Origin of the sequence: Tsukamurella spumae (assembly GCF_012396015.1) — a bacterium.
Lineage (GTDB): Bacteria > Actinomycetota > Actinomycetes > Mycobacteriales > Mycobacteriaceae > Tsukamurella > Tsukamurella spumae.
This window is the reverse complement of record NZ_JAAXOQ010000032.1, coordinates 1-20,544: the sequence shown is the minus strand read 5'-3', so window position 1 is coordinate 20,544 and position 20,544 is coordinate 1. Positions and strand designations below refer to the sequence as shown.

Sequence of the window (20,544 nt, the reverse complement as noted above, 5' to 3'; positions counted from 1 at the left end):
TGCGTGTCGACGATACCCAGCCCGACTGACATGTTGGCATCGCAACCGGTGACGGGGTGCCCGGCCGACGATCATCGCCGCGCGAGCGAGGTCCACAGCCCGCTGAGCCGCCCGTGCCACTCGGCGATGCCGAAGTCGGCGGCGCGAGCGCGGGCACCGTCGGACAGACGGTGCCGCAGTGCGGGATCCTCGACCAGACGCGTGAGGGCGGCCGCGAGCGCCGGCACGTCGCCGGGCGGCACGAGCAGCCCGTCGACGCCATCGGTGACGGCCTCCGGGATACCGCCGACGGGTGTGGTCAGCGGCGCCAGCCCGGCGGCCATCGCCTCGAGCAGGGCCATCGGCAGGCCCTCGTCGTAGCTGGGCAGGGTGAAGACCTCGGCCGCGGCGAGCAGCGCGTCGCGCTCGGCCGGGCCTGCCCAGCCCCGCACCGTCACCGCCGGGCCGAGGGCCTGGGCGGCGGCCCGGACCTGCGCGACCTCGCCGTCACCGGCGAGCGTGACGTGCAGCCGGTCCCGCACGGCCGGTGCGAGTTCCGTGATCGCGGCGATCAGGTCGTAGCTGCCCTTGCGCACGCCGAGCCTGCCCAGCGCGAGCGCTTCCACCCGCGCGGCCCCGTCGGGCCCGGGCGCGGGGGCTCCGGGCGCGGCCGGGGGCACGGGGTTGTAGAGCACCTGTACCCGGGCGGGATCGAGCCGCAGCGCCGCGGTGTACTCGGCCGCGAGGCCCGCGCCCAGCACCAGCCAACGATCGGCGGGCAGGGCCGCCCGCACGAGGGTCCGCACGGGGCGCGGCAGCCGGGCCATCCAGCCACCGAAATCGAAGCTGTGCCCGTGGATCACCGCCGGTACGCCGCGCAGGCGCGCCGCCCACAGCAGCGGCGCCTTGCGCAGCACGCTCCCCCCGTGCGAGAGGTGCACGTGCAGTACGTCGGCGTCGCCGCGCGCGACGGCGACGGTGCCGCGCGCCATGCCCGCCAGTCCCACCCGGATCCGCTGCGCGGCGGGCGCGTCGACATAGGTGGTGAGCAGCCGCACGTCGATGCCCGGGTCGGTGATCGCGGCCATGTGCCCGATCACCGTGGCCATGCCGCCCCGGCTCGCCGGGCCCGGCGGCGCGGGGCCCACGACGAGCACCCGCACGGGCGGTGTCACCGTGCGGATCCGCCGGGCAGGCGCCGCGGCGCGGCGGTGCGGCGCAGCGCGGGCGCCACGGGGCGACCCTGCAGTAGTCCGTCGACGGTGCCGGCCTCGAGCGCCTTCCGGTAGGTCGTCAGTGCCCCGGCGACCGCGCTGATGGTGTGGTCGATGTCGGCGTCGGTGTGCGCGGCGGAGACGACGAAGGACTGCCCCAGCACGCCCCGTCGCAGCAGTTCCTGCAGGAACAGCGTGCGGTAGGCCTGCGACGGTGCGCCCTCGGCGTCGCGCGTGGTGAACACCAGGCACGAGGGCCGGCCGATCGCCGCCACGGCCTCGCCCACGCCGGCCGCCTCGGCCGCCGCGTTCACGCCGTCCGCCAGGCGGCGGCCGGCGCGTTCCATCGCACCCACCGGGTCCGTCTCCCGGTACGCACGGGCCACGGCACGGAAGGCGGTGAGCGACAGGGACTCCGGTCCGTGCGTGGTGGACAGCAGGAACACCCGGTCGGCGTCCGTGTTCAGTCCGCCGAGCTCCATGTACTCGCGCTTGCCGGCCAGCGCGGCGATGGGGAAGCCGTTACCCATCGCCTTGCCCCAGCAGGACAGGTCGGGAGTGACGCCGTAGACCGACTGCGCCCCGTGCGGTGACCAGCGGAAGCCGGTGATCATCTCGTCGAAGACGAGCAGCGCGCCGTGCTCGTCGCACAGCGCCCGGACCTCCTCGAGGAACCCGGGTTCCGGCTCCGCGAGTGCGGTGGCCGCCTCCAGGAAGACGGCGGCGATGCGCCCCGGATGCTCCGCGAACCGGGCGCGCAGCGATGCCGCGTCGTTGTAGCCGAAGCGCACCGTGAGATCCCTGGTGGCCGCAGGGATCCCGGCGGCCATGTCGGTGGCGCCGATGAACCAGTCGTCCACCGAGAAGAAGGGCTGCTCGCAGACGGCGACCAGGTCGCGCCCCGTCGCCGCGCGGGCCAGGCGGAGCGCGGCCGTGGTGGCGTCGGAGCCGTTCTTGCCGAACTTCACCATGTCCGCGGTGGGCACCAGGTCCAGGAAGTCCTCGGCGGCCGCGAGTTCCGTCACCGTCGGACGGCTGAAGTTGAGGCCCTCGTCGAGGACCGCGCGGACGGCGTCCACGACCGGGGCGTAGCCGTGGCCGAGGGTCACGGCGCGCAGGCCCATGCCGTACTCGACGTACTCGTTGCCGTCGGCGTCCCACACCCGCGCGCCGCTACCGCGGGTGAGCACCGGAGGCATGAACTCGGGGTACTGATCCGCGCCGCGGGCGTAGGTGTGCGCGCCGCCCGGCACGAGGGCGTGCAGGCGGTCCTGCAGGCGGCGGGACTCGTCGAAGACGGGCTCGGTCATGACAATCGTCCCTCCGTCACCAGGCGTCCGCGCAGCGCGGGGTACGCCTCGGTGATCTCGTCGTGGAGATCGGGCAGGGTCAGGAAGACGGGACCGGTGGTGGCCTCGAGCGCCTCGGGCGCGACGATCGGCACGTCGGTGCCGGGCATGCGGCGGCCCTGCTTGGTGGGCGAGGCGTCGGCGATGCAGGACATCGTGGTGCGGTCCAGCCCGGCCAGGGCGAACAGCGCGACGGCGCGGGAGGCGGCGCCGTACGCCGCGACGGTCGCACCGCCGGCCGCGGTCCGCTCGGCCCAGTCCCGCAGAGCGCGGGCCTGTTCGCGCGGCGCGTCGGCGAGCGGGCGGAGCCCCTCGGGCTCGGTCAGGCGCGCGGCGCGCTCGTCCCGCAGGATCCGTTCGACGTCGGCGTCGACGTCGGCGCCGGCCTGGCGATGCGCCGGCGCGGCCCCGGAGTGCCGGACGGCGAGCAGGACGGTGCCGCCGTAGAGGTCGAACTCGAAGGCGCGCACCGGCTCCATGCCGGCGTCGGCGAGCAGGCGCAGGAGAGCGGTGAGGGTGTAGTAGCCGAAGTGGCCGTGCCGCAGCGCGGTCCACTGCCGTTGCGCGACGATCGACCCCAGTGGCTGGTACTGCAGGAGCAGAACGCCGCCGGGTGCGACCGCCGCCGCCCGCGCCGCGAACGCCGCGCGCTGGTCGGGCTCGTGCATGATGCCGAAGCAGTCGAGGACCACATCCGCGGGCGCCTCGCCGTCGACGACCGCGAATCCCCGGTCGGCGAGCAAGGGGAGCCAGGTCCCGCCGTGCGGACTGCCGAACTCGCGCACCGTCGAACCGTCGAGCAGCCCGGCCGCCGCGACCCGATCCACGGCGTCGGCGGCCTGTTCGCGCAGGGCGCGCGGCTCGACGCCCCGCGGCTCGTCGGCGACGGTGTCGTCGTCGGCGAGCTGTGCCAGCCCGCAGTCGCCGCACAGGTCCATGGCCGACGGGTGCGCGGACTCGTCCGGGGAGACCGGGGAATCGGCGGGCGGGAACAGGTCCGCCGCCGGCACCCGGCCCAGGTCGAGCACCCGGGTCAGCTCGCTGGAGCCGCAGCCCCGACACGTGCGGGACGAGATCATGGCACAGTACTCCCATGCAGATCCGCGACACCGAACTCGCCGACGTCGTCCTGTTCGTCCCGACACCGCACGTCGACGAGCGGGGGTTGTTCACCCGCACCTTCGACGCGGAGATCTTCGACGAGCACCTCGGGGAGAGCGGTGCCGCAGCACGATTCGTGCAGGACTCGCAGTCGCGGTCCGTGCGCGGCGTGCTGCGCGGGATGCACGGCAGGTCCGGCCGCGGCGAGGCGAAGCTGGTGCGCGCCGCCCGCGGCGCGGTGCACGACGTGCTGGTGGACGCGCGGCCGCACTCGCCCACCTTCGGCCGATCGCAGGCCTTCCGCCTGGACGACATCGAGTTCCACACGCTGTACGTGCCGCCGGGATTCCTGCACGGATTCCAGGCCCTGACCGACGTGGCGGACGTGTGCTACCGGATCGACCGGCCGCACGATCCCGCCGAGGACCTCGCGGTGCACCACGCCGACCCGGACCTGGCGCTCGACTGGCCGCTCGCGGCGTCGATCGTCTCGCCCCGCGACCGGGCCGCCGGCTCGTGGGCCGAGATCCGGTCGCGGTTGGGCTGAGCGCACCGTCATCGGCGGCGCATCGATCCGTCGATCGCACCGTCGGCCTGCAGGCCCTTGAGCACCGCCAGCCGCGTGAAGTCCTGGTGGAAGGAGTGCTCGGTGAGCCCGTACTCGGTGTACGCCCGGTGCAGCTCCGCGGCGCCGTCGGGCACCGTCCACTGTGCCTCGAAGCCGAGCTCGTCCCGGGCGCGGGAGAAGTCGACGCGGTACGAGCGCGGGTCGTTGCCGGCCTCGCCGGTGATCCGCACGGCGGCGCCGGGGACCACGTCGACCACGGACTGCGCGATCTGCGCGACCGTCACGTTGTTGGCCTCCGTGCCCACGTTGTAGGCGCGGGCCGAGACCGTCTCCTTCGGCGCGGTGAGGCAGACGGCGAAGGCCCGCGCGATGTCCTGCGCGTGCACCAGCGGCCGCCAGGGGGTGCCGTCGGAGAGCACGAGTACCTCACCGGTGAGCACGGCGTAGCCCATCAGGTTGTTCAACACGATATCGGCGCGCAGCCGGGGCGAGAAGCCGAAGGCCGTGGCGTTGCGCAGGAAGACGGGCGTGAAATCGGCGTCGGCGAGGGCCGCCGCGTCGTCCTCGACCCGGACCTTGCTGATCGCGTAGGGCGTGATCGGGTTGAGCGGCGCGTCCTCGTCGACGAGGCCGTCGCCCGCTGCGCCGTAGACGGAGCACGTGGAGGCGTACAGGAACCGGGAGACCCCGGCCTCCTTCGCCAGCCTCGCCAGACGGCTCGAGGCGGCGTGGTTGATGTCGTAGGTGATCTCCGGCGCCAGCGAGCCGAGCGGGTCGTTCGAGAGCGCGGCGAGATGGATCACCGCGTCGAAGCCCTCGAGCTGCGCGGCGGTCACGTCGCGCAGGTCGGTGCTCAGGGTGGGCGGATCCGCCACCGCCGGACCGAGCACGCGGTCGGCGAACAGGCCCGAGTCGAGGCCGGTCACCTCGTGCCCCTCGGCGCGCAGGACCGGTGCCATCACCGTGCCCAGGTAACCCTGGCTGCCCGTGAGCAGGACCTTCATCGATCTCCTCCGAATCGGATTAGTGCTTTCTCCAGCATGAATCCCTCGGCGTAGGCCGCGCGGCACTGGATGCCACGCAGCCGGGCCAGGCCGAGGAAGGCGTCGTCGTCGAACCAGTCGTGCGAGGTCTGCGACGGGTAGTGCTCCGCGAGCAGCCGTGCCTTCGCCCGCGCGGCGGACTCCGAGAGCGGATTGAGCAGCGTGGGCCGCGGGGTGTCGGTCTCCCACTTGAGGATCTCGTAGCCCAGCACCAGGTGGTCGCGGAACTCGGTGGGGACCAGCTCGGCCAACTGGCGGTGGTCCTGATGCGCGTCGCCGCGGTGCGGCGCGAACACGACCTCGGGCTCGGCGGACCGTCGGAAGGCCGACAGCAGCGACTTCGCGCGCTCCCAGTGGGCCGGCGCCCGGCCGTCCGGGAGGTCGAGGACCGTCACGTGCAGCTCCGCCTCGGGCGTGAACGCGGCCAGCGCGGCCCGCTCCTCCGCCTCGCGGGGCGTGCCGGCGCCACTGCCGATGAACGCTCGCACCCGCAGCCCCGGGTTGGCCTCCGCCAGCTGCAGGAGCGTGCCGCCCATGCCGATCGCGATGTCGTCGCAGTGCGCGCCGAGCACCGCGATCTCGGAGAGACGGCCGGTGAACAGGTCGATCATGGCGCGACGGGCGTCTTCCACACCATCCACGGCCGGTCGCCGCGCGCGTAGCCGGCGTCGAGGTCGGCCCTCTCCTTGAAGGTATCGGCGGGCTTCCAGAAGCCGCGGTGCTGGTACCCCAGCAGCTTCCCCTCCTTGGCCAGCGCGGTGCAGGAGTCGGCGACCAGGTCGCCGCCGGGCGGCAGGTGGTCGAAGACCTCCTGGGTGAGCACGAAGTACCCGCCGTTCTCCCAGATCGGGAACTCGGAGACGGGCGTGATCCCGGTGACCTTCGAGGCACCGTCGACGTCCACGCAGTGGAACGAGGACTGCGGCGGGACCAGGAGCATCGAGGCGGCCGATCCGGTCTCGCGGACCTGGTCGATGATGTCGTTCATCGGGGCGTCGCTGAGCACGTCGGCGTAGTTCGCCAGGAAGTACTCGTCACCGTCGAGGTACGGGCGGGCGCGCCGGAGCCGTTCCCCGACGGCCGATTCCAGCCCGGTGTCGACGAAGGTGATCGACCAGTCGCTCATGTCGGTGGAGAGCAGCTCCACCTCGCCGCCGCGCATGACGAAGTCGTTGGACTCCGTCTCGCGGTAGTTCAGGAAGTAGTCCTTGATGTGCTGGGCGCCGTAGCCCAGGCACAGGATGAAGTCCTTGTGGCCGAAGTGCGCGTAGTAGCGCATGACGTGCCAGATCAGGGGGCGCGGCCCCACGAGCTGCATGGGCTTGGGCACCGCGTCGTCGGCGGCGTTGCGCATGCGCATGCCGTAGCCTCCGCAGAACAGGACGACCTTCATGATGTCGGACCCTTCGTCAGATTTTCGTGGCCGCGGCGGCGTGCGGCTGCGCGGCGTGCAGGTGGGGCATGGGGTAGACCAGCTCGGTGCCGGCATCGATGAGATGCCGCAGCTGCTCGGTGATCTCGGTCTCGAGGTTCCACGGCAGGACCACCACGACATCGGGGCGATCGGTATCGAGTCGCTCGGGCTCGTGGATCGGGATCCGCGCGCCGGGCGTGAACCGACCGTGCTTGTACGGGTTCCGGTCCACGGTGTACTCGAGCAGGTCGGTGCGGATGCCGCAGTAGTTCAACAGGGTGTTGCCCTTGCCGGGCGCGCCGTACCCGGCGATGCGCTTGCCCTCGGCGCGGCGCTCGAGCAGGAAGCGCAGCAGGTCCTGCCGCGCGCGCTCGGCCAGCGCCTGCATGCCCGCGTACCCGGCGAGGTCGTGCAGGCCGGCCTCGGCCTCGGCCTGCAGCACCTCGCGCACGCGGTCCGACGGTGCCTGCGCCACCCCGTCGGGCCGGGCCCAGACGCGGATCGAGCCGCCGTGCGTGGGGATCGTCTCGACGTCGACGACGGTCAGCCCCGCGGTCGCGAGCGCACGCTGCGCGGTCAGCACCGTGTAGTACTGGAAGTGCTCGTGGTAGATCGTGTCGAACTGTCCCTCGGCGACCAGCGGAAGCGCGTGGTGCACCTCGATGCTGAGCCAGCCGTCGTCGGCCAGCAGCCCGCGCAGCCCCTGGGTGAAGCCCAGTAGGTCCGGGATATGGGCGTAGACGTTGTTGGCCACCACCAGGTCGGCCGGACCGTGCTCGGCGCGGACGGCCGCGGCGGTCTCCGGGCCGAGGAACGCGGTCACCGTCGGGACCCCGCGCTCGCGGGCGGCCTCGCCGACGTTGACCGAGGGCTCGATCCCCACGCACGGGACGCCGGCGGCGACGGCGTGCTGCAGCAGGTAGCCGTCATTGCTGGCGACCTCGACGACGAGGCTGTCGGAGCCGAGTGCCAGCCGGTCGATGGAGGTCTCGACGAAGCGGCGCGCGTGGTCGACCCAGCTGGCGGAGAACGACGAGAAGTACGCGTACTCCGAGAAGGTCTCCTCCGGGATGATCAGGGCGGGGATCTGCAGCAGGAGGCACTCCTCGCAGATCCGCAGGTGCAGTGGATAGGTCGGCTCCGGCAGATCGAGCTCGTCCGCCGTGAGGAACTTCTCACAGGGAGGTGTGGCTCCGAGATCGACCACACTCCGCAGTCGCGACGAACCGCACAAACGGCACTGCATGATGGAATCCGTAACTGTCGACGGGGCGCTTCGAGATCCGAGCATAGTCTCTCAGACTTTTCTGGTTGCAAATGGCCATTGATGTTGCGATCGCAATCCTGAACGTCTACGGTGGCAAACGACAGTCACTCCGATCCGTCTCCGCCCACCGTCGAGAACCGGCGGTCCGGATGCCGGAGGGTCGAGGTCGACGAGCGGCCGCACGCCCCGCGAACAGCGGAGCACCAGCGGCTCGGCCTCGTGGGCGCACTCGTCCCGTGGGTGGTTGGTGCGGTGCCCCGAGGGCCTCGCACCGCGTGGCGGCGCATCGGACCCGGTGCGGCGTGAGAACCGGGTGTCGGCGCATCCTCGTCGACAATTCACAGTTGCAATGGTATTGATCGCGGATTTCGAATTCCACGACATATGCGCATAGCAGCGTGCCCGGCACCTGATTCGAGAGAGGCGGGACATGTCGATCGACACCTGGACCGACGAGCGTGCGCCGCGAGTCACCGTGCTCACCACCCCCGCGCCCGACGCCGGCCCGGTGCCCGCGTCCGAGACGGTGCCGGAGGCCCCCGAGAAGCTCCGCCCCGCCGCCCCGGCACCGCAGTCCGCCCCCGACCCCTCCGTTGCGGCGCTCGATGTCCCTGGGACGCTCGACGCGGACCCGGCCGGCTCCGCCGGCACGTCGTCGGCCCGCGCGGCGGCGGATGCGTACCGCGCCAGGCTCTCCCGCTGGATCCTCGCCGCGGACGGCACCGTCGCCCTCATCGCGGCCTGCGCGGGCCTGCTCGTCGGGCTGCGACAGGGCGCCGACCCGACCCTGCTCGTCGTGCTGATCATCGTCGTGCACCTGCTCTGGTTCCACCAGCTGACGCGCACGCGGCCGATGGACATCCCGCTGCTCCGTCTGGGGTCGGCCGAACTACGGCGCGTGTTCGGCACCGTCCGGTTGGTGTTCGGCCCGCTGGTCGTGATCGAGGTGCTGTTCCCGGCCTTCCTGCCGCACTCGCTGGTGGTCGTCTCCGGTCCCGTCGCTCTGGGCGGGATCCTGCTCAGCCGCATCTGGTTCCGCCGCCGTCTCGGCCGTACGGACTCGGGCGCCGTGGGCGCGCCCACGCTCGTCGTCGGCGGCTACGCATCGGCCACCGCCTCCGTGCGGAGCATGCTGCGCGCCGAGTACGCGGGCGCCCGGATCGTCGGAGTGTGCCTGCCGCCGGGAGACGCGACGATCATCGACGCGATCGAGGTGCGCGGTGCCCGGGTCCCCGTCGTCGGGACGGACCGCACGGTCCTCGACGCGGTCCGCGAGACCGGTGCCGGCGTCGTCGTGCTCACCGCCACCGACTCGCTCGGGCCCGACGACGTGCGCGATCTGATGTGGCAACTCGCCGAGGACGGCGTGGAACTGGTCGTGACGGCGGGCGTCGCCGACGTGGCCGGGAGCCGGATCGTCAGCCAGCCGCTCGGGCAGACCCCGATGATGTACATCGCCGCCCCGAAGCCGAGCCGGTCGTTCGGCCTGGGGAAGCGGCTCCTCGACCTCACCGTCGCCGCGATCGGCCTGCTGGTGGCGGCGCCCGTGATGGTCGCGGTCGCGATCGCGATCAAGATCGACAGCCGCGGGCCGGTGTTCTACCGCGCCACCCGCGTGGGGGCCGGCGGCACGAGCTTCGACATGATCAAGTTCCGCAGCATGTACGTCGACGCCGATGCGCGCCGCGATGTGCTGTCCGGCGAGAACGTCGGTGCCGGACCACTGTTCAAGGTGAAGGACGACCCGCGGGTGACCCGGGTCGGGCGGATCATCCGGCGCTACAGCCTCGACGAGCTGCCCCAGTTCTTCAACGTGCTGCGCGGCGAGATGGCCGTCGTCGGGCCGCGGCCCGCGCTGGCGCACGAGGTCGAGCAGTATCCGCCCGTGATGCGGCGCCGTCTACTGGTCAAGCCCGGCGTCACGGGTGCGTGGCAGGTCAGCGGGCGCTCCGATCTGACCTGGGACGAGTCGATCCGGCTCGACGTGGGGTATGTCGAGAACTGGTCCCTCGGCCAGGACATCAGCATCATCGCCCGCACGGTCAAGACGGTGCTCACCTCCGACGGCGCCTACTGACGACCCGTATCGTCGTCTTCGTGCAGGACCGATCCCCGGAACCGACCGTGCTCGACGGTGCGCGGTTGCCCACCGACCGTCGAACCCTCCTGGCGGTCGCCGCGGGCGGAGCGGTCGCCGCCGTGCTCGTGAGCGAGCTGTCGTCGGCGGCGGCGTGGCGGGACACGGAGTTCGACGTCCGTCTGCTCGGCCTCGCGGTACTCTCGCTCGCGACCGGCGCCCTGTTCGGCGTACGGGACCGCCTGGGCCCGCGCGTGTTCGGTCTGCTCGTGTTCGGCGTGCTCGCGAGCTTCTCGTCGGTCGGGGTCTACGCGCTGGTCGGCCTGCTGGCGATGCCACCGGCGGCCGGCGTCCGATTCCTGTTCGCGGCACCGGTGGTCGCCGGGCTCGCGACGGCGGCGGGGGCGTGGTCGGTGCGGAGGATCCGCCGGTGATCCTGCTCGTGGCGCTCGCCGGTGCCGCCGGGTCCGTCGCGGGGTACCGCCTGATCGCGGCCGGTCCGGGGTGGACCAGGCTGCTGGTGGTCACCGCCGCGCTGTCGATCCTGCTGGGCGCGGTCGCCCGGGTGGTCCGGGTCGTCGGCGACACGGGCCTCGCCGCGCTGCCGATCGCCCTGTTCGGGCCGATCGTGACCTTCACCGGCATCCTCTGGTGGCTGCAGGCGGCGCCGCGCACGACGTGGTGGCGGGGCCTCGTCGTGGTCGCGAGCGCCGCCGCGGCCGCGGTCCTGGGTTACCTCTCCTTCGACCTGCTCGGCCTGGCCTACCTCAAGCTGCCGCGCATCGGATGATCAGAGCGCGGGCAGCGCGATGTACTTCGTGTTGAGGTACTCCTGGATGCCCTCGCTGCCGCCCTCGGAGCCGAGGCCGGACTGCTTGATCCCGCCGAACGGCGCCGCGGGGTCGGAGATGACACCCCGGTTCACGCCCACCATGCCGGCCTGCAGCTTCCGCGCGACGCGCTGCGCCCGCCCGACGTTCTCCGTGAAGAAGTAGGCGGCGAGGCCGTACTCGGTGTCGTTGGCCATGGCGACGCCCTCCTCCTCGGTGTCGAAGCCGACGATCGCGGCGACGGGCCCGAAGATCTCGTCGCGGCGGATGCGGGCATCGTCGGGAATGCCGTCCAGGACGGTGGGCTCGAAGAAGAACCCGGCACCGTCGACCTGCTTGCCGCCCGTGCGGACCGTGGCGCCCGCGGCGACGGCCTCGTCGACGAGCGCGGCGATGGAGCCGCGCTGCTTGGCGTTGATGATCGGTCCGATGCTCGAGGTCTCCTCCCAGCCCGGGCCGACCCGCATGGACGCCACGCGCTCGGTGAGCCGCGCGGTGAAGGCCTCGCGAATGCCGTTCTGCACGAGGATGCGGTTCGCGGCGGTGCAGGCCTCGCCGCCGTTGCGCATCTTCGCGAGCATGGCGCCGTCGACGGCCTTGTCGAGGTCCGCATCGTCGAAGACGACGAACGGGGCGCTGCCGCCGAGCTCCATCGAGGTGCGCAGGACGTTGTTCGCGGCCTGCGCGAGGAGGATCTTGCCGACGCCGGTGGAGCCGGTGAAGGAGACCTTCCGGAGCCGCTCGTCGGCCATGAGCTCCCCGACCACGGTGGGCGCATCGAGGGTCGGGAGCACCGAGAGGACCCCGGGGGGAAGGCCGACCTCGGCGAAGACCTGCGCGAGCAGCAGCATGGTGAGCGGCGTGTCCTCGGCGGGCTTGACGATCATGGTGCAGCCGGCGGCGAGCGCGGGCCCGATCTTGCGGGTTCCCATGGCCAGCGGGAAGTTCCACGGGGTGATCGCCAGGCACGGGCCGACGGGCTCCTTGACGACGGCGATCTCGCCGGTGCCGGCGGGAGCGGTCGCGGTGCGGCCGCCGATGCGCACGGCCTCCTCGGAGAACCAGCGCAGGAACTCGGCGCCGTAGGTGACCTCGCCGCGGCTCTCGGGCAGGACCTTGCCCATCTCGAGGGTCATCAACAGGGCGAAGTCGTCGGCCCGCGCCGTGACGGCCTCGAACGCCGCGCGCAGGATCTCCGCGCGGGTCCGGGCCGGGGTGGCGGCCCAGTCGTCGGCGACGGTGGCCGCCATGTCCAGGGCGGCCCGGGCGTCCGCGGGCGTGGCGTTCGCGACGGAGGCGAGGACCTCGCCGGTCGCGGGGTTGACCACGTCGAAGGTGCGGCCGGACTCGCTCGGCACGGACCGGCCGCCCTGCCACAGGCCGGTGGGGACGGAGTTCAGCAGGTCGGTGACGTTCACGCGGCGGCCTCGCGGACGGCGGTCTCGAGGACGGTGAGGGCATCGTCGAGCAGGTCGTCGCCGATCACCAGCGGCGGCAGCAGCCGGATGACATTGCCGTAGGTGCCACAGGTCAGGATCACGACGCCGGCCGCGAGGGCCTTGGCCGCGACGGACTTCGTCAGGTCGGCGTCCGGCTCCGAGGTTCCGGCCTTGACCAGTTCGATCGCGATCATCGCGCCGCGGCCGCGGACATCACCGATCACGCCGACCTCCTCCGCCATGGCGCGCAGGCGCGGGACGGCGCGCTCGCCGATGGCCCGGGCGCGGGCCGGCAGGTCGAGGTCCGCCATGGTGTCGAGCGCGGCGAGGGCGGCGGCACAGGCGACGGGGTTGCCACCGTAGGTGCCGCCGAGGCCGCCCGCGTGCACCGCGTCGAGCAGGTCGGCGCGGCCGGTGATCGCCGACAGCGGCATGCCGCCGGCGATGCCCTTGGCCATGGTGATGATGTCCGGCACCACGCCCTCGTCCTCGCAGGCGAACCACGCTCCGGTACGGGCGAATCCGGTCTGCACCTCGTCGGCGATGAAGACGACGCCGTTGTCCTTCGCCCACGCGGAGAGGGCGGGCAGGAAACCGGGCGCGGGCACGATGAAGCCGCCCTCGCCCTGGATCGGCTCGATGATGACGGCGGCCACGGAATCGGCGCCGATCTGCTTCTCGATCTGCGAGATCGCGCGGGCCGCGGCGGCGGCACCGTCGGCGTCGAGGCCGGCGGCCGCGTCCCGGTAGGGGTAGGACATCGGCATCCGATAGACCTCGGGCGCGAAGGGCCCGAAGTCCTTCTTGTACGGCATGGTCTTCGCCGTCAGCGCCATCGTGAGGTTGGTGCGCCCGTGGTAGGCGTGGTCGAAGGCGACCACGGCGTCGCGGCCGGTGGTCAGGCGCGCGACCTTGATCGCGTTCTCCACGGCCTCGGCCCCGGAGTTGAACAGCACGGTGCGCTTGTCGTGATCGCCCGGGGTGAGCGCGTTGAGCCGCTCGGCCACCGCGACGTAGCCCTCGTACGGGGTCACCATGAAGCAGGTGTGGGTGAAGTGCGCCGCCTGATCGGCAACGGCCTGCGCGACCCGCGGGTCGGAGGCGCCGACGCTGGTCACGGCGATGCCGGAGCCCAGGTCGATCAGCGAGTTGCCGTCCACGTCCACGATGACGCCGCCGTCGGCGTCGGCGGCGTACACGGGCACCGACGAGCCGACCCCGCCGGCCACGGCGGACCGTCGGCGCTCCGCCAGACGGACGGACTCCGGGCCGGGGAGGGCCGTGAGCAGGTTGCGGACCTGCGGCAGGCGGTACGCCAGGGAGGTGGTGGATGCGGTCATGTCAGTGTCTCCTTGTCGACGTCGACGGGGGCGATGGTGCGGCGCAGGGTCTCGCCGCGGAAGAAGGCGGGATGGGTGGCCCGCCGGACGAACATCAGCACGACTCCCAGCAGGAGCAGGCCGAAGCCGATGTAGAACACGAGCCCGATGCCGAACAGCGAGGAGCCGCTGCCGTTCTCGGGGTTGAGGCTCTCCTGCACCGAGATGACGAAGACGATCGCCAGGATCGTGCCGCCGAGCAGCGGGAACAGGAACTTGTAGACGATGTTGTGCACGCTGGAGAACAGCTCGCGCCGGAAGAACCAGACGCAGGCGAAGGCCGTGATGCCGTAGTACCAGCAGATCATGATGCCCAGCGCGGCGATGGTGTCGAGCAGGGCGCGGTCCGAGAGCATCTTGACCACGGCGTAGAAGACCGCGGTGACGATGCCGGAGACGATCGTCGCGTAGGTCGGGACCAGGTAGCGAGGGTGCACCGCGGCCAGCTTCTTCGGGAAGGCGCCGTAGCTGCCCATCGCGAGCATCGTCCGCGCGGCGGGGAGGAAGGTGGTCTGCAGGCTCGCGATCGACGAGGCGAAGATCGCGAGGAACAGCATCAGGCCGCCGAAGCTGCCCAGCACCGGGTTCGCGAGCGGCCGGAAGACGTTCTCGGAGTTGTCCGGGTTGCCCAGGCCGACGCCCTCGGTGCCGACGCCCGCGTACATCATGACGGCGATCGCCACCAGGAGGTAGGTGATGAGGATCGACACCACCGCGAGCAGCCCCGCGCGGCCGGGGACCTTCGTGGGGTCCTTGGACTCCTCGCCGAGCGTCAGGCACGTGTCCCAGCCCCAGAACGCGAAGATCGAGCCCGTGAGGCCGACGACGAACGCGGCGATCGTCAGCCCCGTGAAGGGATTGAACCAGTCGATCGAGAAGGACAGGCCGGTGGGCACGCCGCCCGAGCGCACGATCGCCGTGACCGCGAAGGCCACCAGCACGACCATCTGGAAGCCGACCAGCGCGTACTGCACCACGGCGCTGGTGGTGACGCCGCGACCGGAGATGTAGGTCGCGATCACGATGAACACCAGCGTGGTCGCGATGTTGACGAGCTTGTTGGAGGCCAGGTCCGCGATCGAGTCGTTGCCCATCACCTGCGCCAGGAACAGGTAGAAGTAGTCGACGGCGATCGCCGCCAGGTTGGAGAGCACGATGATGGTGGCCAGCACCATGCCCCATCCGCACATCCAGCCCACGTACGGCCCGAAGGCCTTGGTGGACCAGGTGAACGACGCGCCGCAGTCGGGGACCCGCGAGTTGAGCTCGCGGTAGGCGTAGGCGGTGAGGAACATCGGGATGAAGCCGGCGATGAAGATCGCGGGCATCTTCAGCCCGACCGAGGCGACGATGAGGCCGATGCTCGCGGTCAGCGTGTAGCCGGGGGCCACCGTCGAGATGCCGAGGATCGCGCCCGCGAAGGTTCCGATCCGGCCCTTCGCCAGGCCCTTGTCGACGGTGTCGACGTCCCCGCTCCCGGCCGTGGACGGGAGCTCGGGTCCGCGGCCCGCGTCGGCGGTCATGAGATCCCGGCCCGGGGCACGACGACCATCGGAACGTCGAGGACGCGGAGCATCTTCGCCGCGGTCGAACCGAGGAACAGCCGGCGGGGCGCCGCGAGGCGGCTCGAGCCGACGACGATGACATCGCCGGGATGCCAGTCGAGGCTGTTGACGGCGTCCTCGACGGTGTCGCCGAGGACGACCGCCGAGGTCACCTCGACCGAACCGGACAGCTTGGCGCGGGCCTCGTCGAGGACCGCGAGCGAGTGGCGGCGGGCCTCGTCGAGCTTGCCGTCGTCGCTCTGCTGCGGGCCGGGCATGAGGTCGACCGCGATGAGCGAGACGAGCCGGAGGGGGACCCCGGCGCGCTCGGCGCCGGCGATCGCCGCGTCGAGCAGCTCGGCGGCGCCCGGCCGGTCACCGACCGCGCAGGTCACCGACCGCACCCGCTCCGCCTTGGAGTGGCGCTGCCCGCGCGGGGCCAACGCCACGGCCATGGGCGCGGAGTGGATGAGGTCGTTGACCACGGGGCCCAGCGAGTGCCGGCCGAGCAGCCCGCCACCGGTGGCGCCCGTCACGACGATCGCGGCGCCGATCCGCTCCGCCTCGGCGATGATGCCGCCGGCGATCGAGTCGTGCACGCCCACATGGGTGCTCGCGCTCACGTCGTCGGGAACGAAGGTCAGGGCCTGCGTCAGCCAGGCGTCCGCCTGCTCGGTGAGGACCTGGGCGGTCAGGTCGCCGGAGACGAAGGACCCGGTCTGATCGGGCGGCACCACCATGCCGAGTGCCAGCTCGGCGTCGAGGGTGCGGGCCAGCTGCACGCCGAGGGCGACGGCATCGCGGCCGCCGTCGGTGGCCAGGTAGGCGACGTAGATCTTCACTTCTCCCCCTCCGAACAGGATGATGCGGCACCGTCGGTTCCGGTGGAACAGCACGACCCGGTCTTCGCGGGCGTGGGCGCGACGTCGAGCGAGGGGTTCCGGTCGAAGAAGCCGAAGGGCTTGAGCCAGAAGCTCACCGTGTCGGCCGGCATGATCGGCCAGTCCTCGGGTCGGGTGATGTGGTGGATGCCGAAGGTGTACCAGAGCACCACGTCGGTGTTCTCGATGGAGCGGTTCTGCGCGGTCCACGCCGGCAGGCCCATGCCGCCGCCGCCCTGGTTCACGAATTCGCCGGCGGGCCAGCGCTCCTCGCGATCGTTGGGCGTGACCCACAGGGTGTGCTCGATGGCGCGGCAGCGATCGAGGATGGGCGAGGCCGGGTCGAACATCGCGGGCACGTTCGCCGAGGCGACGAGCTTGTACGACGGGGAGACGCCCAGGCCGGTCTTGACGTTGTCGTTGACCACCTTCCACGATCGCTGCGTGGGGTAGTGCGGATCCTGCTTGCCCTCGGACTCGGTGCGCAGCGGCGTGTTGACCTGCTGCAGCGAGAGGCCGTAGGGATTGTCCGGCCCGGTGGGCACCATCCGCGTCTCGGACTGGTAGACGGTGTTGTCCTCGCCATCCACGTCGAGGTCCATCCGGGCGACGATGAAGTGCTGGTGGAAGGGCGCGTAGGTGCGGTTGTCGACGAGCGTGCCGTGCGGGTGCGTTCCGCCCTCGGGGAAGTGGCTGACCACCATGATGCCGGTGGCCCGCACCTCGCACTCGATGTTGCCGTCCTCGTAGAACCGCCAGTACGTGAGGTACTCGTAGTTCGCGACGGTCACGTGGAAGGACACCGTCAGGCGGCGCATGCGGCGGACCTCGGCGCCGTCGTGGTGATCGACGTGCTTCCACAGGACGGCGTTGTCCTCCTCGTGGATGCAGATCGCGTTGGCGATGTCGTAGGGCTCGCCCTTGCTGTCGTGCAGGGTCGCGTCCAGGTACCGGATCTCGCCGAGGCAGTCGCAGCCCAGCGCGAGCGAGGTGGTCATGAAGCCCAGGCCCCACTCGCCGATGTCGAAGGCGGTGCGCCGGTAGTGGTCGTCGCAGTGATCGCGGTAGGGCACCATCATCTCGGCGAAGGACAGGCGGTGCGCGATCTTGCGCACGTTCCCGTTGTCGTTGTAGGTGATCGCGTGCAGGGTCATGCCCTCGCGGTAGTTGAAGCCCACTCGCAGCGACCAGTTCTGCCAGGTCAGCCGGTTGCCCTCGAGCGTGAATCCCGGGCCCTCGGGCTGGGTGATCTCGAGCGGCGTGCGCGGCGGCCGCGAGCTCGCCTCGCGGATCTCCTTGGGCAGCATCCGCGGCACGTACTCGCCCATGATCTCCGGGCGGTCCACGCGGAAGGTGTCCTCGATCTTCAGCAGCTCCATGCTGTTGAGGTCGATCACGCAGTGGAAGCCGTTGACCGGCCCGGCGTACGGGTTGGCGCCGCTCGACGCCCGGACCCAGGTGTCGGACCAGCCGATCCGGCGCCCCGCGAACTCCTCGGGGATGAGCACCGCGCCGTAGGTCCAAGTGTCCATGAAGACCAGCGACATGTCGGTGATGCCCCGCGCCGCGAGCGCGGCGATCACGTCGGGGTGGGCGCGCAGGGCCTGGTCGGCCTCGTCCCACTCGTCGACGGTGACGTTCGCCTGCACGTCCGGGATGTGCTCGAAGGAGGCGACGGTGCCCGCCTGCCCGGAGCTCAGCGAGACCCGGGCCTTGTAGGTGCGGTTGGTGGTGCGGTCGAACAGGACGGCGACGGCGACGCGCTCGCACGGCGTCCCGTCGGCGTCGAAGGCGCTGATCTCGGCCTTGCTCGGCTCGAACATCTCGATCGAGGCGTAGCGCCAGGTCGGGCCCACGCCGTGCTCCTGCGCGAGCAGTGCGGTGACGGCGCGGATCTCGTCGGCGGAGAGCGGGTCGAGGGGGTGGAAGTGTTCGGTCATCGCGCGGGTGCCTTTCCGACGGTGGCGGGTGATTAGTCGTTGCTGCTCATGACGTGCTTGATACGGGTGTAGTCCTCCAGGCCGTACGCCGAGAGGTCTTTGCCGTAACCCGAGTGCTTGAATCCGCCGTGCGGCATCTCGGCGACGAGCGGGATGTGGCAGTTGATCCACACCGCGCCCGCGTCGATCCGGATGCTCATCCGGTTGGCGGTGGCGTGATCGGTGGTCCAGACGCTGGACGCCAGGCCGTAGTCGACGCCGTTGGCCAGGGCAACGGCCTCGTCCTCGGTGGCGAAGGGCTGCACCGTGATGATCGGGCCGAAGGTCTCCTCCTGGACGATCGGATCGTCCTGGTGCACACCGGTGATCACCGTCGGCTCGAGGTAGAAGCCGGTGTCGCCCACGCGCTTCCCGCCGGTCGCGACCACGGCGTGCGCGGGGAGGGCGGCGAGTTTGGCGAGTACGGCGCCGAAATGGCGAACGTTGTTGAGGGAACCGAAGAAGGCCTCCGGATCGTCCGGCGCGCCGGGCCGCAGGGACTGCGCCTGTGCGACCAGTGCCGCGACGAACTCGTCGTGCACGGATTCGTGGACCAGCGCCCGCGTCGCGGCGGTGCAGTCCTGGCCGGCGTTGAAGAAGGCCGCCTGTGCGATCCCCTCGGCGGCACGGGCGAGGTCCGCGTCGCCGAACACGACGGCGGGTGCCTTGCCGCCCAGCTCCAGATGGGCGCGCTTGACGTCCGTCGCCGCGGCGGTCGCGACGGCGACGCCCGCGCGGACCGAGCCGGTGATCGCGACCAGGCCGAGCGCGGGGTCGCTCACCAGCCGGGCGCCGACGCCACCGTCGCCGAGGACGACGTTGAACACGCCGTCGGGGAGAATGTCCTTGGTGATCCGCGCCAGCACCAGGGTCGACTCGGGCGTCGTGTCCGAGGGCTTGAGCACCACGGTGTTGCCCGCGGCGAGAGCGGGGGCGATCTTCCAGATCGCCATCATGAACGGGTAGTTCCACGGCGTCACCTGCCCGACGACGCCGATCGGCTCGCGCCGCACGTAGGAGGTGAAGCCGTCCATGTACTCGCCCGCGGACCGGCCCTCGAGCATCCGGGCGGCGCCCGCGAAGAACCGCACCTGGTCGGCGCAGACGAGCACCTCCTCCGACTTCACCAGGGCGGCGATCTGGCCGGTGTTGCGGACCTGTGCCGCGACGATCTCGTCGGCGTGCTCCTCGATGGCGTCGGCCAGCGCGAGCAGCGCGGCCTGTCGCGCGCTGGGCGTGGTGCGGCCCCAGGTGAGGAAGGCCCGCTCGGCGGCGGCGATCGCGCCCGCCACCTCGGCGTCGGTGGACACGGGGGAGCGGGCGACGACCTTCTCCGTCGCGGGATCGATGACGTCGATCGAGGCGCTGGAGGTCGAGTCGACGAAGGCTCCGTCGATGTAGTTCTGGAGGCGGTCGGTCATCGCTGCTCTTTCGCGTCGGTGGAGACAGGGCGGTGAGGTCCTCTCACTGTGCGCTGGGTCACTCCGCGTCGCATCTGCCAGAATGGCGAAACAGGCCGAATCCTTTAGACGGAATGGAGCGGACATGGCCGTCACGATGCGCTGGCTGCTCGCGCAACGGGACCTGGATCTCGGGCTGCGCGCGGGGGCCGAGGCGACCGATGTCCCCATCACCTTCGTCATCACCACCGAGTTGTCGGATCCCACACCCTGGTTGACCGGCGGAGAGATGGTGCTGACCACCGGCATCGGCATCCCACCCGGCGACGAGGGCTGTCGGGAGTACGTGCACCGGCTCACCGGACGCGGTGTCTCGGCCCTGGGGTTCGGCGTCGGCGTCTCGCGGGCCAGCGCACCGTCGGCCCTGGTCGCGGCGGCCGACGAGTACGGCCTGGCCCTCGTCGACGTGCCGCTGCCGACCCCCTTCGTGGCGGTCGCGCGCACCGTCATCGACGAGATCGCGCGTCGGGCCAACAGGTCGCAAGTGGCCCTCGGCCGTGCCCAGCAGCGGATGACCCGGGCGGCCGTGGCCGGCGGACCGTCGGCCACGCTGCGCGAGCTGGCGGTGGGATGCGGCGGCACGGCCCTGCTCCTGGACCGGAGCGGCCGGGTGGTGCAGGCCCACCCCGCCGACGTCGAGCCGGCCGTCGCTCGGGAGGTCGGGGAGCAGGCGCGCGCGCACCGCGCGGCCTCCGCCGTCGGGCCGGTGACGGTGTCGGCCGCCGCCGCGCCGGGGGCGCGCGCGACGATCGTGACGCAGCCGATCCGCGTGGGTGACCGCGAGCACGGCCACCTGGGCGTCGTGCTGCCGCACGAGCCGCTCGCCACCGACCACGTCCTCATCGGACACGCGAACTCGTTGTTGGCGTTGGACTTCGAGCGTCCCCTGCGGCTGCTCGGGGCGGTGCGATGAGAAGGGAACTGATCGCCAACATCATCACCTTCGCCGCGGTCCTCGTCGTCGGAGTCGTGGTACTGGTCTTCGGCTACCTCGATGTGCGACCGGGAACGCAGTACACC

At 71.6% G+C, this 20,544-nt stretch carries 18 protein-coding genes; 5 read left to right on the top strand and 13 right to left on the bottom strand.

Annotated elements, in window-relative coordinates; translation table 11 throughout:
- Positions 1 to 71: 71 nt before the first annotated feature.
- From HF999_RS18910 to HF999_RS18900, 3 genes are read right to left on the bottom strand one after another with little or no spacing between them, the layout of a single operon-like run.
- Complete coding sequence (locus HF999_RS18910) at positions 72 to 1,154, bottom strand: glycosyltransferase family 4 protein (protein ID WP_312854202.1); 1,083 nt, start codon at positions 1,152 to 1,154, stop codon at positions 72 to 74.
- On the bottom strand, positions 1,151 to 2,503 hold the full coding sequence (locus HF999_RS18905; RefSeq protein ID WP_168547379.1) for a glutamate-1-semialdehyde 2,1-aminomutase: 1,353 nt from the start codon (positions 2,501 to 2,503) through the stop codon (positions 1,151 to 1,153). Before HF999_RS18905 ends, HF999_RS18910 begins: the two co-directional genes overlap by 4 nt.
- The gene (locus HF999_RS18900) at positions 2,500 to 3,621 is read right to left on the bottom strand and encodes a class I SAM-dependent methyltransferase (protein ID WP_168547378.1); all 1,122 of its coding nucleotides are present in this window, start codon (positions 3,619 to 3,621) and stop codon (positions 2,500 to 2,502) included. Before HF999_RS18900 ends, HF999_RS18905 begins: the two co-directional genes overlap by 4 nt.
- Before the next feature lie 14 nt (positions 3,622 to 3,635).
- Here HF999_RS18900 and HF999_RS18895 point away from each other — a divergent pair, with 14 nt between their 5' ends.
- Positions 3,636 to 4,190, top strand: coding sequence for a dTDP-4-dehydrorhamnose 3,5-epimerase family protein (locus HF999_RS18895; protein ID WP_168547377.1), 555 nt, complete (start codon positions 3,636 to 3,638; stop codon positions 4,188 to 4,190).
- A gap of 8 nt (positions 4,191 to 4,198) precedes the next feature.
- Here the strand turns inward: HF999_RS18895 and HF999_RS18890 are convergent, their stop codons facing one another.
- From HF999_RS18890 to HF999_RS18875, 4 genes are read right to left on the bottom strand one after another with little or no spacing between them, the layout of a single operon-like run.
- Positions 4,199 to 5,215: an NAD-dependent epimerase/dehydratase family protein gene (locus tag HF999_RS18890; RefSeq protein WP_168547376.1), complete on the bottom strand. Its 1,017-nt coding sequence runs from the start codon at positions 5,213 to 5,215 to the stop codon at positions 4,199 to 4,201.
- Positions 5,212 to 5,865 carry a PIG-L deacetylase family protein gene (locus HF999_RS18885; protein ID WP_168547393.1) on the bottom strand — a complete coding sequence of 218 codons (654 nt, stop codon included), beginning with the start codon at positions 5,863 to 5,865 and terminating at the stop codon, positions 5,212 to 5,214. Before HF999_RS18885 ends, HF999_RS18890 begins: the two co-directional genes overlap by 4 nt.
- Positions 5,862 to 6,647: a glycosyltransferase family protein gene (locus tag HF999_RS18880; protein ID WP_168547375.1), complete on the bottom strand. Its 786-nt coding sequence runs from the start codon at positions 6,645 to 6,647 to the stop codon at positions 5,862 to 5,864. The genes HF999_RS18885 and HF999_RS18880 overlap by 4 nt, the downstream gene beginning before the upstream one ends.
- A 16-nt stretch (positions 6,648 to 6,663) precedes the next feature.
- Positions 6,664 to 7,914, bottom strand: a complete 1,251-nt coding sequence (locus tag HF999_RS18875) for a class I SAM-dependent methyltransferase (protein ID WP_168547374.1) — start codon at positions 7,912 to 7,914, stop codon at positions 6,664 to 6,666.
- A 451-nt stretch (positions 7,915 to 8,365) separates the two neighbouring features.
- Here HF999_RS18875 and HF999_RS18870 point away from each other — a divergent pair, with 451 nt between their 5' ends.
- From HF999_RS18870 to HF999_RS18860, 3 genes are read left to right on the top strand one after another with little or no spacing between them, the layout of a single operon-like run.
- Positions 8,366 to 10,012: a sugar transferase gene (locus HF999_RS18870; RefSeq protein WP_168547373.1), complete on the top strand. Its 1,647-nt coding sequence runs from the start codon at positions 8,366 to 8,368 to the stop codon at positions 10,010 to 10,012.
- Positions 10,013 to 10,032: 20 nt separating this feature from the next.
- Entirely contained in the window at positions 10,033 to 10,446 is a 414-nt protein-coding gene (locus HF999_RS18865; RefSeq protein WP_168547372.1) for a hypothetical protein, read from the top strand.
- Entirely contained in the window at positions 10,443 to 10,802 is a 360-nt protein-coding gene (locus HF999_RS18860; protein WP_168547371.1) for a hypothetical protein, read from the top strand. The genes HF999_RS18865 and HF999_RS18860 overlap by 4 nt, the downstream gene beginning before the upstream one ends.
- Here the strand turns inward: HF999_RS18860 and HF999_RS18855 are convergent, their stop codons facing one another.
- The 6 genes from HF999_RS18855 to HF999_RS18830 are packed head-to-tail and all read right to left on the bottom strand — an operon-like array spanning position 10,803 to position 19,485.
- On the bottom strand, positions 10,803 to 12,260 hold the full coding sequence (locus HF999_RS18855) for an NAD-dependent succinate-semialdehyde dehydrogenase (RefSeq protein ID WP_168547370.1): 1,458 nt from the start codon (positions 12,258 to 12,260) through the stop codon (positions 10,803 to 10,805). It lies immediately after the preceding gene.
- The gene (gene gabT, locus HF999_RS18850; RefSeq protein WP_168547369.1) at positions 12,257 to 13,621 is read right to left on the bottom strand and encodes a 4-aminobutyrate--2-oxoglutarate transaminase; all 1,365 of its coding nucleotides are present in this window, start codon (positions 13,619 to 13,621) and stop codon (positions 12,257 to 12,259) included. The genes HF999_RS18855 and gabT overlap by 4 nt, the downstream gene beginning before the upstream one ends.
- On the bottom strand, positions 13,618 to 15,183 hold the full coding sequence (locus HF999_RS18845; protein WP_168547368.1) for an APC family permease: 1,566 nt from the start codon (positions 15,181 to 15,183) through the stop codon (positions 13,618 to 13,620). Before HF999_RS18845 ends, gabT begins: the two co-directional genes overlap by 4 nt.
- Positions 15,180 to 16,046: a universal stress protein gene (locus tag HF999_RS18840; protein WP_168547367.1), complete on the bottom strand. Its 867-nt coding sequence runs from the start codon at positions 16,044 to 16,046 to the stop codon at positions 15,180 to 15,182. The genes HF999_RS18845 and HF999_RS18840 overlap by 4 nt, the downstream gene beginning before the upstream one ends.
- Positions 16,043 to 18,025 carry a primary-amine oxidase gene (locus tag HF999_RS18835; protein ID WP_168547366.1) on the bottom strand — a complete coding sequence of 661 codons (1,983 nt, stop codon included), beginning with the start codon at positions 18,023 to 18,025 and terminating at the stop codon, positions 16,043 to 16,045. The genes HF999_RS18840 and HF999_RS18835 overlap by 4 nt, the downstream gene beginning before the upstream one ends.
- 32 nt (positions 18,026 to 18,057) lie before the next feature.
- Positions 18,058 to 19,485 (bottom strand): aminobutyraldehyde dehydrogenase, encoded by a 1,428-nt coding sequence (locus HF999_RS18830; protein ID WP_168547365.1) that lies wholly within the window; start codon positions 19,483 to 19,485, stop codon positions 18,058 to 18,060.
- Positions 19,486 to 19,609: 124 nt separating this feature from the next.
- Here HF999_RS18830 and HF999_RS18825 point away from each other — a divergent pair, with 124 nt between their 5' ends.
- Entirely contained in the window at positions 19,610 to 20,437 is an 828-nt protein-coding gene (locus HF999_RS18825) for a PucR family transcriptional regulator ligand-binding domain-containing protein (protein ID WP_168547364.1), read from the top strand.
- Positions 20,438 to 20,544 lie beyond the last annotated feature (107 nt).